The sequence below is a fragment of the Microbacterium sp. genome (genome assembly GCF_047606385.1).
In the GTDB taxonomy this organism is placed as follows: domain Bacteria; phylum Actinomycetota; class Actinomycetes; order Actinomycetales; family Microbacteriaceae; genus Microbacterium.
Genome location: NZ_JASGEL010000120.1, coordinates 1 through 16,447, shown reverse-complemented (window position 1 = coordinate 16,447; position 16,447 = coordinate 1). Strand labels below are relative to the sequence as shown.

The following is a 16,447-nucleotide window of genomic DNA, read 5'->3' as shown; positions in this document are numbered from 1 at the left end:
CGCCGAGACCGGGGTGGAACCCCACGGTCTCGGCGCGCGGATGCGGTCTCGTCGGACGGGACGGCGGATGCCGGCGATCTCACTTGGTGATGTCGCGCACCGTGCCCTTCTCCAGGCGCAGCCGGCGCTTGGCCTTGCGCGCCACGGCCGAGTCGTGCGTGACGACGATGAGGGTCAGCCCCTCGTTGTTGAGCGCCTGCAGCACCTGCAGGATCTCGTCGCGCATGCTCTCGTCGAGGTTGCCGGTGGGCTCGTCGGCCAGCAGCACCTTCGGCTGCTTGGCGATGGCCCGGGCGATCGCGACGCGCTGCTGCTGACCGCCGGAGAGCTCACCCGGCTTGTGGTCCCCGCGCTCGGCCAAGCCCACGTGCGCGAGCGACTCGGTGGTGCGCGTGACGCGCTCCTCCTTCGACAGCCCCAACGGCTCGAGACCCATCTCGACGTTCTCGAACGCGGTGAGCGTCGGGATGAGGTTGAACCCCTGGAACACGAACCCGATCTCGTCGGCGCGGAGGCGCCCCAGCTCGGTGTTGGACGCCTTCGCGATGTCGGCGCCGTTGAGGAACACCTCGCCCTCGCTGGGCCGGTCGAGCGCACCCAGGATCTGCAGGAACGTCGACTTGCCGCCGCCGGTCGGACCCTGGATGGTGACGAAGTCGCCCTGCGCGATCTCGATGTCGACCCCGGTCAGCGCCTTCACGACGCGTCCCTTCTGCTGATAGGTCTTCGTGACGCCGACGATGCGGTAGGCCGGGACCGCGGCCTTCTCGGCCACGCCCTCCTGCTCTGCTTCCACGATGGTCATTTCTTTCTCCTGTCGATTGTGTCGGTCACGCCACGGAACGGAGCGCTTCGGCCGGGCTGAGACGTGCGGCTCGCCATCCGCCGAAGGCACCGGCGACGAGGCCGCCGGCCACGGCGAGGGCGATCGCGGCGAGGATGATCGAGATCGAGAGCGGCGCGCTCAGCGTGATGTCGCTGGCGGTCTGCGAGGCCGCCGAGGCGAAGTCCGCACCCCCGCCGGGCATGCCGCCCGCTGCGCCCTGTCCGTCCGCGCTCGTGCTCGAGGTGCTCGAGATCGTCGGCTGGATGATGTTGATCGCGATCACGCCGGCCAGACCGATCACCAGGCCCAGGACGCCGCCGATCAATCCCTGCACCACCGACTCGCCGGCGACCTGTCCGACGACGCGGCCGTTGGACCAGCCGATCGCCTTGAGGGTGCCGAACTCACGGGTGCGGCGGGAGACGCCGGAGATCGTGAACAGCACGGCCAGCGCGACCGCGACGACGAGCACGATGATCGACAGCCAGGTGCCGAGGTTCGTGATCAGCGAGGAGGCGCTGGACAGCGAGCCGGAGACCGTCGAGGCCAGGTCCGCCTCGGAGCTGACGGTGGTGTCGGGCAGTGCCGCCTCGAGAGCCGACTGCACGGTGGAGATGTCGCCGGACGAGGACGCCTGCACGTAGATCGTCGAGACGACGTCGCCGAGGCCGGACAGGTCCTGCGCGACATCCAGCGGGATGTAGACGTTGGCGGCCGTGTCGGCCGAGGACGAGCTGGACGCCACGATCCCGACGATCTCGAAGTCGGTGCCGCCGACGTTGATCGTGTCGCCGACCGCGAGGTCGCTGCTGGTCGCGTAGGTCGAGTCGAGGACCGCGACATACTGTCCCTCGTCGTCGGCGTCGAGCAGACGACCGTCCGAGAGCGTCACCGAGGACATCGGCCCCACGGTGGTGTCGGTCTCGATGCCGAGCACGGTGAACGAGTCGATGCCGAACGAGCCGCCGCCGAAGCTGCCGCTGTCGCCGCCGCCCGACGGCATCCCGCCGCTCGACGAGTCGGTCGATCCCGAGTCGCTGTCGGAGGGCGCCTGCGGCAGCTCTCCCGAGAAGGTCGAGTTGGTGAGGCTGAGCGCGCCGGTCGCCTCCGAGACGCCGTCCGTCGCCAGCACGGTGTCGACGGTCGACGCGTCGAGCGTCGAGCGCCCCATCTCCGTGGTGAGCGTGGACTGGTTCAGCGTGGTGGTGCCGTCGTCGTCGGTCGAGCCGCCGTCGCTGCCGAAGTCGAACTGCTGCCCGCCTTCACCGCTGCCCGGCTCGGACTGGGCCCCGGTGACCGTCAGGTCGGTGCCGACGCCGTACACGGATTCGAGCGCCGTCGCCTGGGCGTCCCGCACACCGGCGGCGAGCGAGTTCACGATGATCACGAGCGCGATGGCGATGGACAGGCCCGCCGCCACGATGATGGTCTGTTTCTTGCGCCCGGCAAGCTCGCGGCGCAGGTATGTCCAGTACATGGGTCTCCTCTTCGGCCGCAGGTCCGGCCATCACGATGACGGTAGGAAACGGCGTCAAGCGATTCGTCAGGGATCCTTAAGAGGACGCTATGAAGGCTGCCGCTGACCCGATTCACAGCAACGGCATAAGCTATGCCATAGCAGCCTCATAGCAATGGGCGCAGAATCGGAGCCATGACGACGATCGCAGCCTCCCCCGCCCTTCACCGCGCCGACGGCACGCCTCCCCGCGTGCTCGTCGTCGACGACGAGCAGATGCTCACCGACCTGCTCTCGATGGCTCTGCGCATGGAGGGCTGGGACGTGAAGACCGCGGCGTCCGGCTTCCAGGCCCTGTCCACCGCCCGCGACTTCGACCCGGACGCCATGGTGCTCGACATCATGATGCCCGACCTGGACGGCATGGCGGTGCTGCAGCGGCTGCGCCAGAGCGGCAACGACGTCCCCGTGCTCTTCCTGACCGCGAAGGACGCCGTCAGCGACCGCGTCGCGGGCCTGACCGCCGGCGGCGACGACTACGTCACCAAGCCCTTCAGCCTCGAAGAGGTCGTGGCGCGGCTGCGCGGTCTCATGCGACGCGCCGGCACCGCGCAGGCCGACGACTCCGAGCCGATCCTGCGGGTGGGCGACCTGAGCCTCAACGAGGACAGCCACGAGGTCGACCGCGGCGGCGAGTCGATCGAGCTGACCGCGACCGAGTTCGAGCTGCTGCGCTACCTCATGCGCAACCAGCGTCGCGTGGTGTCGAAGGCGCAGATCCTCGACCGCGTGTGGAACTACGACTTCGGCGGCCGCTCGTCCGTGGTCGAGCTGTACATCTCGTACCTGCGAAAGAAGATCGACCAGAACCGCGAGCCGCTCATCCACACCGTGCGCGGCGTCGGCTACATGATCAAAGCGCCGCAGTGACCGCATCCGCTCCACCCCGGCGCCGCCGTCGGCGCTGGACTCTCCAAGCCCGCCTGATCGTCGCCGTCGTCGGCATGGTCGCCATCATCCTGGGGGCCGTGGCCCTCGCGACGGGCACCATCCTCGGCTCGATCATGCAGGCGAACCTCGACACGCAGCTGTACCAGCTGCGGATCTCGGCCCCGGACCCGTCGAGCGACGCGACCGAGGTGCTCAACAGCGGCCGGCAGGAGACGGGCACGCTGCTCGTCTACCAGAACCCCTTCTCGTCGCTCACCGGCGCATACGTGATGAGCGACGACAATGTCGGGTCCCTGACGGACGACCAGATCAACGCGTTGATCTCGGACGTGAACGGTCGCGGTGCCGGAACCACGATGACCGTGCAGATCGACGGCCTCGGCGAATATCGCGTCCTCGTCACGACGAGCGCCATCATCGGCCTGCCCACCAGCGAGGTCAGCTCCACCCTCACCCAGATCTTCACGACCGTCGGCCTCGTGACCGTCGGCGGCCTGCTGGTGCTCGGCGTCCTGCTGGCCATCATCATCCGCCGGGGGCTCGCCCCGCTGCGCGCCGTCGCCGACACGGCGGAGCGCGTGGCCCACACGCCGCTGTCGGAGGGCGAGGTGCGCATCGTCGAGCGCGTGCCGGTCGCCCAGGCGGACGACACGACCGAGATCGGACGCGTCGGCGCCTCGCTGAACACCCTGCTCGACCACGTCGAGAGCTCGCTCGAGGCCCGCCAGCGCAACGAGGAGCGGATGCGCAGCTTCGTCGCCGACGCGAGCCACGAGCTGCGCACGCCGTTGGCGTCCATCCGCGGATACTCCGAGCTGTCGCTGCGCGACCCCACCCTCAGCGAGAACACCGAGTCGGCGCTGGACCGCATCCAGGCCCAGTCGCTGCGCATGACGGCGCTCGTGGAGGACCTGCTGCTGCTGGCACGCCTCGAAGAGGGCCAGGAGCTGGTCTACAACAGCGTCGACCTCACCCGCCTGGCGGTCGAGTCGATCGGCGACGCGCAGGCGGCCGGTCCCCACCACTCGTGGGTGCTCGACGTCGAGGAGGAGCCCGTGGTGATCGCCGGCGACGAGGGGCGCCTGCACCAGGTCGTCACGAACCTGCTGGCCAATGCGCGCACCCACACGCCCGCGGGCACGCATGTGACGCTGTCGGTCACGCACGAGGGTGCGGAGGCGGCGCTGCGGGTGCACGACGACGGCCCCGGGGTCGACCCCACGATCGCCGACGAGCTGTTCGAACGGTTCAGCCGCGCCGACCGGTCGCGCGCCCGCAAGACCGGCGGCACCGGGCTGGGGCTCTCGATCGTCCGCGCCATCGTCGAGGCGCACGCGGGCGAGATCTCGGTCGACTCGAGGCCCGGCGACACGACGTTCACGGTACGGCTTCCCGCCAAGCCCGCCGACCCGGCGGCGCGCGCTACCGTGGACGCGTGACCAGCCCCACAGACCCCACGACCACGCCCGCCTGGGCCGAGCTCCAGGCGCTCCGCACCGACTTCGCACCCGACCTGCGCGGGTGGTTCGACACGGATCCCGGCCGGACGGAACGCCTGACGCTGACGGCCGCCGACCTGCATGTCGATCTGTCCAAGAACCTCGTCACGGACGAGATCCTCGCCGCCCTGGTGCGTCTGGCCGAGCAGACCGGCGTCGCCGAGCGCTTCGCCGAGATGCTCGCCGGCGCCCACCTGAACACGAGCGAGGACCGCGCGGTGCTGCACACCGCCCTGCGACGGCCGGCGGACGCCTCCCCCGCGCTCGTCGTCGACGGGCAGGCGGTCGACCGCGACGTGCACGAGGTGCTCGACCGGCTGAGCGTCTTCGCCGACCGGGTGCGGTCGGGCGACTGGGTCGGAGTCACCGGCAAGAAGGTCACCACGGTCGTGGGCATCGGCATCGGGGGCTCCGACCTCGGACCGGTGATGGTCTACGAGGCGCTCGAGCCGTATGCCGATCACGGCATCCAGGCCAGGTTCGTCTCCAACATCGACCCGACCGACATCGCGCAGGCGACCGCCGATCTCGACCCGGAGAGGACGCTGTTCATCGTCGCCTCGAAGACGTTCACGACGCTGGAGACGCTCACCAACGCCCGGCTCGCCCGCGACTGGCTCTGGCGGGAGCTGGCGGCATCCGGCGCGATCGGAGATTCCGACGAGGCGAGGACGGATGCCGTGGCGCACCACTTCGTCGCCGTCTCCACCGCGCTGGAGCGGGTCGCCGCCTTCGGCATCGACCCCGCGAACACCTTCGGGTTCTGGGACTGGGTCGGCGGCCGCTACTCGGTCGACTCGGCGATCGGCCTGTCGCTCGCGATCACGCTGGGCCCCGACGCGTTCCGCGAGCTGCTCGCCGGGTTCCATGCGATCGACGTGCACACGGCGTCCGCACCGCTCGAGCGCAACGTGCCGGTCCTGCTGGGACTGCTGGGCGTCTGGTACACGAACTTCCTGGGCGCGCAGTCCCACGCCGTGCTCCCCTACGCGCAGCTGCTGCACCGCTTCCCCGCCTACCTGCAGCAGCTCACGATGGAGTCCAACGGCAAGTCGGTGCGCTGGGACGGGACGCCCGTGACGACCGACACCGGAGAGGTGTTCTGGGGCGAGCCGGGCACGAACGGACAGCACGCGTTCTACCAGCTCATCCACCAGGGCACCCGCCTGATCCCGGCCGACTTCATCGCCTTCGCGAACCCGGAGTACCCGCTGCGCGACAGCGACCGCGACGTGCATGCCCTGTTGCTCTCGAACTTCCTCGCCCAGACCAAGGCGCTCGCCTTCGGCAAGACGGCCGCGGAGGTCGAGGCCGAGGGCACGACCGGCGCGCTCGTGGCCGCCCGCACCTTCCCGGGGAACCGGCCGACGACCTCGATCTTCGCGCCGGCGCTGACTCCGGCGGTGCTCGGACAGCTGATCGCGCTCTACGAGCACATCACGTTCACGCAGGGCACCGTGTGGGGCATCAACTCGTTCGACCAGTGGGGCGTCGAGCTCGGCAAGCAGCTCGCGCTGCAGATCGCGCCCGCCCTCGACGGCGACGGCGACGCCCTCGCCGCGCAGGACGCCTCCACCCACGCGCTCCTGGACTACTACCGCGCGCACCGCGCCCCCTGACCGCCGCGCCCGCCCGCCATTGCGAGACCGCATCTGGACGCCGAGACGGTGGTGTCGACCCACGGTCTCGGCGTCCAGATGCGGTCTCGCGGACGCGGACGCGGACGGTCAGTAGCCGGCGAAGGCGTCGGTGGTCAGCGAGCGGGCCTGCGACAGCGCGGGCGCGAGGTCGGCGATCAACGCGGGCGGACCCGAGACGTACGCGTGACGGGCGGCGAGGTCGGGCACGAGCGTGCCGAGGGATGCCGCATCCAGCCGGTGGCCGCCGGCCCAGCGCCATCCGTCCGGCAGCGGACCCGGGTCCTCCGGCGTGACGACGACGACCGGGACGCCGGCCGCCGCGATGTCGTCACGGAACACCAGCTGCGCGGCGCCGGACGCGACGTAGACCACGACGATGTCGCGGCGCTCGCCGGTGGCCGCCAGATGCCGCAGCTGCGACACGAAGGGGGTCACGCCGATCCCGGCCGCGACCAGCAGCAACGGCTCGCCCGCGCGCAGTGTGAAATCGCCCCAGACTCCGGTCGCGGTGAGCACGCCGCCCGGCTCGAGCGAGGCCAGGGCGCGTTTGTACGTCGACGGCGTGGCCGTCGCGTCGCGGTAGGCGACCCGCACGAGCGGGGCGTCCTCGGGCGCGGAGACGATCGAGAGCTCCCGCCGCGTCCCGCGCGCGTCGGGCCGGCGATGCGGCACCGTCAGCTCCAGGTACTGTCCCGCGACGAACCGCAGCGGACGGCGCGTCTCGAACGCGAGCTCGGTCACCCCGGGCGCGACGACGCGACGCTCCCGGAGCCGCAGCCGGATGCCGCTGCGCGCGCCCAGCGCGAACGCCACGACGTTGCCGACCAGCAGCGCGGTCTCGGCGCCGAACACGAAGTCGCCGATCACCGGCGGCCAGCCGACCAGCGCCGCCACCACGAGCGCGACGACGTACTGCTGCCAGCGACGCGAGGGCAGCGTGAGCGGCTCGGACAGCATGAACGCGCCGAGGAAGAGGATGGGCGAGGACACGACCAGCTGCCACACCACGGTGCCGTAGTCGATCGCGATGCCCGCCTCGGCGTACTGGATCGACGCGTGCAGCACGCTGACGGCGAGCGCTGCGATCCAGAACACCGCGACCACGCGGACCTTCTCGACGCGCCACAGCACGACGAGCCCGACCAGCAGCACCGGGGCGAACAGCACGTCCGCGCCCACCCACCATGCCGTCGTGCCCAGCGACGCGCCCAGCGCGGCGCACAGGGCGATCACGGTGGCGCCGGCCGCGGCGGGGTTGAGGAGATGGCGGCCGCGCCAGGCGATCACATACTTCGACGCGGATGCGGTCGCCGCCGCGAGGGCGATCCCCGCCAGCCCGGCCGGCTCCAGCGTCGGCCACAGCACGAACAGCAGGATCGGCGCCGTGATGAGCGAGGACTCGATGCGCACCGGCAGGCGCAGCAGCAGGTGCGCGGCGACGTCGACCGCCACCGACACGATCAGCAGCACCGCCAGCGTCGCCAGCAGCTCGCCCGGTGTCGGCAGCACCATGCCCAAGGCCGAGACCAGGAGCGCGACCAGCGTCAGCACCGACAGCGCGTACACCATCAGCCGGTACATGGAGATCCGCCCGAGGACGGCGAACGGGCGGCTCCACGCCGCGGTCAGCGAAGCGATCACAGGAACAACTCTCCGTCCCATCCGGGCGACCACTCCGCCCGTCCGTCCGTGGTCATGCGCACCCATTCCACACCCCAGGCGCGCGCGAGCCGATCCCCGCCGTCGAAGAACAGCGCCGTCGCCACGGCATCCGCGGTCATGGCGACCGGGGCCAGCGCCCACGTCGCGGCGATCTGTCGCACCGGCTGCCCGGTGCGCGCGTCGAGCACATGGTGCAGGCCTTCGCCCCAGGCGCGGCGGTTGACCGCCGACCCGCACAGTGCGGCGTCCGTCAGGGTCACGACGCCGATCGCGCGTCGCGCGTCGTAGGGATGCTCGAGGCCGACGCGCACCGGCGCGCCGACGGCGGCCAGGTCACCGGATCCGTCGACGACGACGTCGCCGGGCACCTGTGCGCGCACGACGGCGAGCACGAGGTCGACGAGCCGGCCCTTGCCGAGCGCGCCGACGTCGATCGTGGCCGGCTCGGAGACGCTCACCCGTTCATCGTCCCAGCTGAGGATCCGGCGCCAGCGCTCCGGGGCCGGGACGGCGCCACGGTCCACGAAGGTGTACGCGGCGTCGTAGCCGCGTCGGGTGAGGGATTCCCCCACCAGCGGGTTCACGGCGCCGGCGGTCGCGGCGTCCAGCTCGACGTAGGCCTCGAGCATCGCTCCCGCGTCCGCCGGCGCAGGGATGCTGCCGCCGTCACGGCCGAGCATCGACACCAGCGAGTCGGGACGGAACCGGGACCATTCCCGGTCGAAGCGGTCCACGAGTGCCGACACGTCGCTGCGGACATGACCGGGCAGCTCCCGTTCGGTGTCGATCTGCCACCGGGTTCCGATCGCCTCGAACGCCCACACGGCGCTCATGCGCCTACCCTCCCCGGACCATGTCCCACTTCGGCGCGGTATGGACAGGTCGAACCGCGCCGAACTGGGACATCACCCGCGCCGAAGTGGGACATGCTCATGAGGTGGAGTGCCGAATCGGCGCTCATGCGCCTACGCCGCCGCCTCGGTCTTGATCTCCGCGATCGCGTCGTTGAAGCCCTCGCTGGTCAGCGACGAGCCCGAGACCTTCGAGACCGAGATCTCATCGATGTCCTTGCCGACCACGACCGCCGCGATGCCGTCGATGAACTCGCTCTGATACTGCTTCGACTGCGTCGACGCCGCGTCGGCGGTCACCTCGACGTCGGTGATGATGTCGTCGACGAGCGTCACCGTGACGGTGACCTCCTCGAGACCCCCCGGGGACTGGTAGGACGCCTCGGCGGTGTACGTGCCGTCGACGTAGGTGCTCGAGGCGGCGCTCGCACTCGAGGACGCGCTCGCGGAGGCCGACGCGGTCGCCGTCGGCGTCGACGTGGCGGCGACGGTGTCCTCTTCCGCGTCAGCGGCGCTCGAGCAGCCGGCGAGGGCGACGACGCCGACCACGCCCGCGAGCGCGGCGGTGACCCGGACGGGGCGGGGTACGGCGGTCATGCGGATCATGGTGGTCCTCTCCTGCGGTGCCTCGCGCGTGGCCTCGGCTGACGAACGCGCTGTCGCGGCAACAATATGCAGCGACATGGAACATCGTCGCGGAGAGGGCTGTGAGCCGGCTATGAAGCGGGATCAGGCGGCCCCGTCGAACATGCTCGTGACCGACCCGTCCTCGAACACCTCCCGGATGGCCCGCGCCAGCAACGGCGCGATCGGGAGCACCCGCAGACCGGGGAAGAGCTTCTCCGTCGGCAACGGGATGGTGTCGGTGACCACGACCTCGTCGACCGCGGCGTCCTGCAGGCGCTCGACGGCCGGATCGCTGAACACGGCGTGCGTGGCCGCGACGATGACCCGCTCGGCGCCGTTGGCCTTCAGCGCCTGCGCGGCCTTCACGATCGTGCCGCCGGTGTCGATCATGTCGTCGACCAGCAGGCAGACCCGGCCGGAGACGTGACCGACGATCTCGTTGACCGTGACCTGGTTGGCCACGTTGGGGTCACGTCGCTTGTGGATGATCGCCAGCGGCGCGCCGAGGCTGTCGGACCACTGGTCGGCGACGCGGACGCGGCCGGTGTCGGGCGAGACGACGGTGAGCTTCTCGCGGTCCTCGGCCGAGAGCGTGCGCTGGAAGTGGTCCAGCAGCACGGGCTTGGCGAACAGGTGGTCGACGGGTCCGTCGAAGAAGCCCTGGATCTGCGCGGCGTGCAGGTCGACGCTCATGACCCGGTCGGCGCCGGCGGTCTTCAGCAGGTCGGCGACCAGACGGGCGCTGATCGGCTCACGTCCGCGGCCCTTCTTGTCCTGACGGGAGTACGGGTAGTAGGGCGCCACGACTGTGATGCGCTTCGCCGAGGCGCGCTTGGCCGCGTCCAGCATGATCAGCAGCTCCATCAGCCACTCGTTGACCGGCGGCCCGAAGGATTGCACGAGGAACACGTCGCAGCCGCGGATGGAGACCTCGAAACGGGTCAGGATCTCGCCGGAGGCGAAGGTGCGGTACTCCGTGGGCACGAGCTCGGTGCCGAGCGCATCGGCGACGTCGCCGGCCAGGGCCAGGTGCGATCGGCCCGCCGCGACGACGAGCCGCTTCTTCGTCTTGGCGACCAGCCCGGGCGCGATGCCGCGCTCGCGATCGAGATCAACCGTCTTGTCTTTGCGTGCCATCGACCGCTTCCTGTGCCGCCCGCGCCCGCGCTGCCGCCGTGGCGGCGCCGGTGCCCGGTCTGTTGTTCTCGACCCACCCCTCGATGTTGCGCTGGGGGGCGACGCTCAGAGCCAGCGCGCCGGGCGGGACGTCCTTGCGGATCACCGCGCCGGCACCGGTCTTGGCGCCGTCTCCGATCCTAACGGGCGCGACGAAGACGTTATGGCTGCCGGAGTGCACCTCGTCGCCGATCACCGTGCGGTGCTTGTCGATGTCGTCGTAGTTCGCCGTGATCGCCCCGGCGCCGAGGTTCACGTTCACGCCGATCTCGGTGTCGCCGATGTAGGAGAGGTGCGGCACCTTGCTGCCGTCGCCGATCGTCGCGTTCTTGGTCTCGACGAAGGTGCCGATCTTGCCGTGCTCGCCCAGCCTCGTGCCCGGGCGGAGATAGGCGAACGGCCCCACGTTCGCGCGCGCGCCGATGACGGCCAGCGTCGCGTCGGAGCGGCGGACGACGGCGTCCTCGCCCACCTCGCAGTCGCTGAGCGAGGTGTCCGGGCCGATGGTCGCGCCGCGGGCGATCTCGGTGGCGCGCAGCACGAGGGTGTTCGGCAGCAGCGTGACGTCCTCGGCGAGCACGGCGGTGTGGTCGATCCAGGTGGATGCCGGGTCCTGCACGGTCACGCCGGCGAGCTGCCAGCGGCGCACGATCCGGTCGTTGAGGGCCCGGGCCGCCTGTGCGAGCTGCACACGGTCGTTGACGCCGAGGGCGGCCTCGGCATCCGGGGCGGGGGCCGCGGCCACCCGCTCGCCGGCCCGCCGGGCGAGGGCGATCACGTCGGTCAGGTACATCTCGCCCTGTGCGTTGTCACGGGTGACCGCGGCCAGGTGCGCGGCCAGCGGCGCGAGACGGAACACGTACACGCCGGCGTTGATCTCGGCGACCGCCTGCTCGTGGTCGGTGGCGTCCCGGTGCTCGACGATGCGCTCGACGTCGCCGGACGCGTCGCGCAGCACCCGGCCGTAGCCGGCGGGGTCGGCGACCGTGGCGCTGAGCAGGGTCACGGACGCCGTGCGGTCGCGGTGGGTGCGCACGAGCGCGGTGAGGGTCGCCGGCTCGAGCAGCGGCACGTCGGCGCTGAGCACGAGCACGTCGCCGTCGAAGCCGTCGAGCGCATCGAGCGCCTGCTGGACGGCGCGTCCGGTGCCGGGCACCTCGTCCTGGTCGACGACGATCGCCTCCGGCGCCAGGCCGGTGACGACCGCCGCGACGCGCTCCCGCTCATGCCGCACCACGACGACGGTGCGCGCCGGCTGCAGCGCTCCGGCGGCGCCCAGCACATGGCCGACCAGCGGCAGGCCGCCGATCTCGTGCAGCACCTTGGGAAGGGCCGAGTGCATGCGTCTCCCCTGCCCGGCGGCGAGGATCACGACGGCGAGCGCGGCATCACGTGTGTCGGTCATGCTCCGCCGCCAGGATTCGAACCTGGGCCTCACAGCTCCAAAGGCTGTCGTGCTGCCGTTACACCACGGCGGAATGCGCCCGCGGGCGCCCGCACCAGTCTGCCATCTGCGGCATCCGGCGGCCTCGCGCGATCGTCGAGAGCGCGCCCTCCTGCCACGAACCGCGGCCCGGGACGCGACGTGCGCGCCCTCTCGCGATAATGGGGGCATGGCGCAGCAGGCTGACGAGGTCGATCGCATCGTCGACGCGTGGCGCACGCAGCGTCCCGACCTCGACTTCTCTCCGATGGAGGTGCTCTCACGGGTCGACCGGCTCTCGCGTCACCTCGACCGCGAGCGGCGCGACGCGTTCCGCCGCAGCGACCTGGAGCCGTGGGAGTGGGACGTGCTGTCGGCGCTGAGACGGGCGGGCGCACCGTTCCAGCTGAGCCCGAAGCAGCTGCTGCAGCAGACGCTCGTGTCCAGCGGCACCATGACCAACCGCATCGACCGGCTGGTCGAGCGGGGGCTGGTGCGCCGCGAGGACGACCCCGACGACGGCCGGAGCGTGCTGGTGACCCTGACCGAGCCCGGTCGCGTCCGGGTGGATGCCGCCATCACCCGCCTGGTGGATGCCGAGGCGGTGCTGCTGGAGACCCTGTCGCGGGGCGACCGCGACCGCGTCGCGGCGCTGCTGCGCAAGCTCGCGCTGGGGTTCGACGAGTGAGCGCCCCGGAGCCTACGACGCCCGCCCGCAGCGGCCGGGTGCGGCAGTGGTTCGATGTCCGGTTCCGTTCCGCGACGGCGATCTACGGCCTCATCGTCTTCACCGCCTTCATCACGATCGCCTCCGACGAGGTCAACGACGCCGGGCAGCTGATCGACGCCGCCGAGATCCTCGAGGAGGCGATCCCGGCGCTGCTGATCTTCTACGCCGCGCATGTGTTCGCGCACACGCTGACCGACCACGGAGAGCGCGGCTTCGGCGGGTCGCTCCGGCATGCGATACGGCACTCCTCGGGCATGCTGTGGAGCGCGATCCCGACGATCGTGATCCTGGTCGTCGGCTCGCTGACGCACATGTCCGGGGAGGACGCCTACTGGTACTCGATGCTGGCGGCGATCATCGTGCTGGCCGTGCTCGGCTACACGGCGTATGCGCGCCGAGGCATGCACGTCTCGATCCGCGTCCTCGGTGCGCTCGGCACCGGGCTGCTCGGTGCGCTCATCATCCTGCTCGAGTACGCGCTGCACTGACGGCTGCTACACGAGCCGTGTCGGCGGCGCGTACGCAGCGACCAGGCTACGGTCGCGGCGGCATCGACGAGCCGCGAGAGAAGTGGGTCTTGGCTTCACGGATGTTCACGGTCGACATGGACCAAGTCCAACGGACTGGATCACATGCGCTGCGGGCACATCGCGGAGACGTCGGCCGAGCACCCACGCCCCCGCATAGGCTGTACAGGTCATGGCACATCTGCTGGGGGCCACGGCCCTGCACCTGGAGTACCCGACCAAGGTCGTCTTCGACGACGTCTCGATCGGGGTCGACGAGGGCGACCGCATCGGCATCGTCGGCCGTAACGGCGACGGCAAGTCGAGCCTGCTGGCGATGCTCGCGGGTCGCCGCGAGCCGGATGCCGGGAAGGTGACGGCCCGCGGCGGCATCCGCATCGGGGTGCTCGACCAGGCCGACACGCTCGACGACCAGGACACGGTCGGGCACGCGGTGGTCGGCGATGTCGCCGAGCACGAATGGGCCGGCGACGCGCGCGTGCGCGATGTGATCGCGGGACTCCTCGGGGATCTGGGCTGGGAGGCGGCGCTCGCGACGCTCTCGGGCGGCCAGCGGCGCCGCGTCGCGCTCGCCCGGCTCCTGACCGGAGACCACGACATCCTGGCGCTCGACGAGCCGACGAACCATCTGGACGTGGAGGCGATCACCTGGCTCGCGGGTCACCTGAAACGGCGCTGGGCGCCGAACGCGGGCGCGCTGCTGGTCGTGACCCACGACCGCTGGTTCCTCGACGAGGTGTGCACCGCGACCTGGGAGGTGCACGACCGCGTCGTCGAGCCGTTCGAGGGCGGGTACGCGGCCTACATCCTGCAGCGGGTCGAGCGCGACCGGCAGGCCGCGGCGATCGAGCAGCGCCGCCAGAACCTCGCCCGCAAGGAGCTGGCGTGGCTGCGGCGCGGCGCGCCGGCGCGCACCTCGAAGCCCAGGTTCCGCATCGACGCCGCCAACGCGCTCATCGCCGACGTGCCCGAGATCCGCGACAAGACCGAGCTGCAGTCGCTGGCGGTCTCCCGCCTGGGGAAGGACGTCGTCGACCTGCTGGACGTGTCGGTCGCCTTCGGCGACCGTCCGGTGCTCCGCGATGTGGAGTGGCGGCTCGCGCCCGGTGAGCGCACCGGCATCCTGGGCGTCAACGGCGCCGGCAAGTCGACGCTTCTCGGCCTGATCGCGGGCACCGTGCAGCCCACGGGCGGCCGCGTCAAGCGGGGCAAGACCGTGAAGGTCGCGACCCTCACGCAGCGGCTGGACGAGCTGGAAGACCACCTGGACGAGCCCGTGCGCACGGTCGTCGGCCGGCTGCGCACGACCTATACGTTCGGTGCCGGCTCGAAGGCGACCGAGCTGACCCCGGGGCAGCTGCTGGAGCGTCTCGGGTTCTCCTCGGCACAGCTGTCGACGCCAGTGAAGGACCTGTCCGGCGGGCAGCAGCGACGCCTGCAGCTGCTGCTGATCCTGCTCGACCAGCCGAACTGCCTGATCCTGGACGAGCCGACCAACGACCTCGACACGGACATGCTCGCGGCGCTGGAGGATCTGCTGGACTCCTGGCCCGGCACCCTGATCGTCGTCTCGCACGACCGCTACTTCCTGGAGCGGGTGACCGATCAGCAGTACGCGATCCTCGACACGCACCTGCGTCACCTGCCCGGCGGCGTGGACGAGTACCTCCGGCTGCGTGAACGTGAGCGGACGGCGCCCCGCGAGTCCCACGGCGACGGGACCCGACGCGACGACTCGGGCACGCCGGCGTCGGCGCTCTCCGGCGCGGATCTGCGCGCCGCGCAGAAGGAGCTGGCGGCCGCGGAACGGCGCATCGAGAAGCTCACGGCGCAGGCGGACGCTGCGCGCGCGGCGCTTGCGGAGCACGACCAGTCCGACTACGTCGGCCTGGGACGGAAGATGCAGGAGATCGGCGAGCTCGACGCCGAGGTCGCCGCGCTCGAAGAGCGCTGGTTCGAGCTGACCGAGCTCGTGGGCTGACCGCCACCGGCACCGGGCCGAGACCGACCGCTCCGGCGGGGCCCCCGGCGCCGGAGCACCGAGGGCCTCGCCGGTCGGCGTCCGATCAGCTCAGGCCGTTGTCGCTGAGCCACTGCGCGGCGATGTCGGCCGTGTTCTCCTGGTCGACGGTGCTCTGCACGTTCAAGGCGATCAGTCCCTCGGGGGTGAGCTTCGCGCTGATGGCGTTGATGACGTCCTCGATGTCGGGGGCGACGTCGCTGTTCACGATCGGCACGACGTTCGAGGGCAGCAGCAGACCCTTCGGGTCGGTGAGGGTCACCAGGTCGTCCGTCTGGATCGCCGGGTCGGCGGTGTAGATGTTGGCGACGTTGATGGTGCCGGCCAGCAGGTCCTCCACCGTGGTGTCCCCCGTGGCGGAGAAGCCGATGTCGATGCCGTACGTCGACTTCAGGCCGGTCGGGCCGTAGGGCCGGTCCGCGAGCTCGGCGGGACCGCCCAGCGTCAGCGGGTCGGTGACGTTCGCGAGGTCGGCGATCGAGGTGAGGTCCCATTCGTCGGCGAACGCCCGGGTGACCGTGTACGAGTCCTGATCGGTGGCGCTGGAGTAGTCCAGCGCGGTCAGGTTGTCCGGCAGCGCGGAGACCAGCGCGTCGTACACCTCGTCGGCGGTGCCGTCGGTGATGGACGAGTCCAGCCACTGCGCGAGGTTGCCGGTGTACTCCGGGAAGAGCGTGATGGCCCCGCTCTCGAGCTCGGGCATGTAGGCGTCGCGCTGCCCGATGTCGAACTGGCGGTCGACCGTGAAGCCGGCGTTCTCGAGCGCCTGCGCGTAGATCTCGGCGATGATCTCGTTCGAGTAGTACGACTGCGAGCCGACCACGATGGTGCCCGCGTCCGCGGTCTCGGCGGCGAGCGGGTCGGACGAGGCGCAGCCGGAGACGGCCAGCGCGGTGCCGAGCGCCGCCGCCGTGGCCAGCGCGATGCGGGTACGTCGTTGGGTGAACATGGGGGTTCCTCTCTTGGTGGGGCTGTGTGTGATTCAGGCTGTGGCGGCGGCGACCCGGCGGGCCGGGGTGCGTGCCCCGCGGCCCGCGCGCAGGCCGTGGGGCACGGCGG

14 protein-coding genes and 1 tRNA gene are annotated in these 16,447 nt (G+C 71.1%); 6 read left to right on the top strand and 9 right to left on the bottom strand.

Features of this window, described 5'->3' with window-relative positions:
* Positions 1-79: 79 nt before the first annotated feature.
* Together QM626_RS11995 and QM626_RS11990 are read right to left on the bottom strand one after the other, a co-directional pair.
* Positions 80-805: an ABC transporter ATP-binding protein gene (locus QM626_RS11995; RefSeq protein ID WP_415077180.1), complete on the bottom strand. Its 726-nt coding sequence runs from the start codon at positions 803-805 to the stop codon at positions 80-82.
* 25 nt (positions 806-830) lie between these two features.
* A complete protein-coding gene (locus tag QM626_RS11990) occupies positions 831-2,303 on the bottom strand; it encodes an ABC transporter permease (RefSeq protein WP_415077179.1) in 1,473 nt (490 codons plus the stop codon).
* 174 nt (positions 2,304-2,477) lie between these two features.
* Here QM626_RS11990 and QM626_RS11985 point away from each other — a divergent pair, with 174 nt between their 5' ends.
* The 3 genes from QM626_RS11985 to pgi all read left to right on the top strand — a co-directional run bounded on the left by QM626_RS11985 (position 2,478) and on the right by pgi (position 6,351).
* The gene (locus tag QM626_RS11985; protein WP_415077178.1) at positions 2,478-3,212 is read left to right on the top strand and encodes a response regulator transcription factor; all 735 of its coding nucleotides are present in this window, start codon (positions 2,478-2,480) and stop codon (positions 3,210-3,212) included.
* Between the two features lie 74 nt (positions 3,213-3,286).
* Positions 3,287-4,672: a sensor histidine kinase gene (locus tag QM626_RS11980; RefSeq protein WP_415077177.1), complete on the top strand. Its 1,386-nt coding sequence runs from the start codon at positions 3,287-3,289 to the stop codon at positions 4,670-4,672.
* The gene (gene pgi / locus QM626_RS11975; protein ID WP_415077176.1) at positions 4,669-6,351 is read left to right on the top strand and encodes a glucose-6-phosphate isomerase; all 1,683 of its coding nucleotides are present in this window, start codon (positions 4,669-4,671) and stop codon (positions 6,349-6,351) included. The genes QM626_RS11980 and pgi overlap by 4 nt, the downstream gene beginning before the upstream one ends.
* 108 nt (positions 6,352-6,459) lie before the next feature.
* On the opposite strand, the gene QM626_RS11970 is transcribed toward pgi, so the two are convergent.
* The 6 genes from QM626_RS11970 to QM626_RS11945 form a co-directional block, all read right to left on the bottom strand.
* Positions 6,460-8,013, bottom strand: a complete 1,554-nt coding sequence (locus tag QM626_RS11970; protein WP_415077175.1) for an FAD-dependent oxidoreductase — start codon at positions 8,011-8,013, stop codon at positions 6,460-6,462.
* Positions 8,010-8,867, bottom strand: a complete 858-nt coding sequence (locus QM626_RS11965) for an FAD:protein FMN transferase (protein ID WP_415077174.1) — start codon at positions 8,865-8,867, stop codon at positions 8,010-8,012. The genes QM626_RS11970 and QM626_RS11965 overlap by 4 nt, the downstream gene beginning before the upstream one ends.
* 132 nt (positions 8,868-8,999) lie before the next feature.
* A complete protein-coding gene (locus QM626_RS11960; RefSeq protein ID WP_415077173.1) occupies positions 9,000-9,482 on the bottom strand; it encodes a hypothetical protein in 483 nt (160 codons plus the stop codon).
* 132 nt (positions 9,483-9,614) lie between these two features.
* Positions 9,615-10,649, bottom strand: coding sequence for a ribose-phosphate diphosphokinase (locus QM626_RS11955; RefSeq protein WP_415077172.1), 1,035 nt, complete (start codon positions 10,647-10,649; stop codon positions 9,615-9,617).
* Complete coding sequence (gene glmU / locus QM626_RS11950) at positions 10,624-12,093, bottom strand: bifunctional UDP-N-acetylglucosamine diphosphorylase/glucosamine-1-phosphate N-acetyltransferase GlmU (RefSeq protein WP_415077171.1); 1,470 nt, start codon at positions 12,091-12,093, stop codon at positions 10,624-10,626. The genes QM626_RS11955 and glmU overlap by 26 nt, the downstream gene beginning before the upstream one ends.
* A 1-nt stretch (position 12,094) precedes the next feature.
* Positions 12,095-12,166: transfer RNA gene (locus QM626_RS11945), tRNA-Gln, on the bottom strand.
* Positions 12,167-12,301: 135 nt separating this feature from the next.
* Between QM626_RS11945 and QM626_RS11940 the strand changes: the two genes are divergently transcribed.
* The 3 genes from QM626_RS11940 (at position 12,302) to QM626_RS11930 (ending at position 15,349) form a co-directional block, all read left to right on the top strand.
* A complete protein-coding gene (locus QM626_RS11940; protein ID WP_415077170.1) occupies positions 12,302-12,799 on the top strand; it encodes a MarR family winged helix-turn-helix transcriptional regulator in 498 nt (165 codons plus the stop codon).
* Positions 12,796-13,329 (top strand): hypothetical protein, encoded by a 534-nt coding sequence (locus QM626_RS11935; protein WP_415077169.1) that lies wholly within the window; start codon positions 12,796-12,798, stop codon positions 13,327-13,329. Before QM626_RS11940 ends, QM626_RS11935 begins: the two co-directional genes overlap by 4 nt.
* 211 nt (positions 13,330-13,540) lie before the next feature.
* Entirely contained in the window at positions 13,541-15,349 is a 1,809-nt protein-coding gene (locus tag QM626_RS11930) for an ABC-F family ATP-binding cassette domain-containing protein (protein ID WP_415077168.1), read from the top strand.
* 85 nt (positions 15,350-15,434) lie between these two features.
* On the opposite strand, the gene QM626_RS11925 is transcribed toward QM626_RS11930, so the two are convergent.
* Complete coding sequence (locus QM626_RS11925; RefSeq protein WP_415077167.1) at positions 15,435-16,337, bottom strand: ABC transporter substrate-binding protein; 903 nt, start codon at positions 16,335-16,337, stop codon at positions 15,435-15,437.
* Positions 16,338-16,447 lie beyond the last annotated feature (110 nt).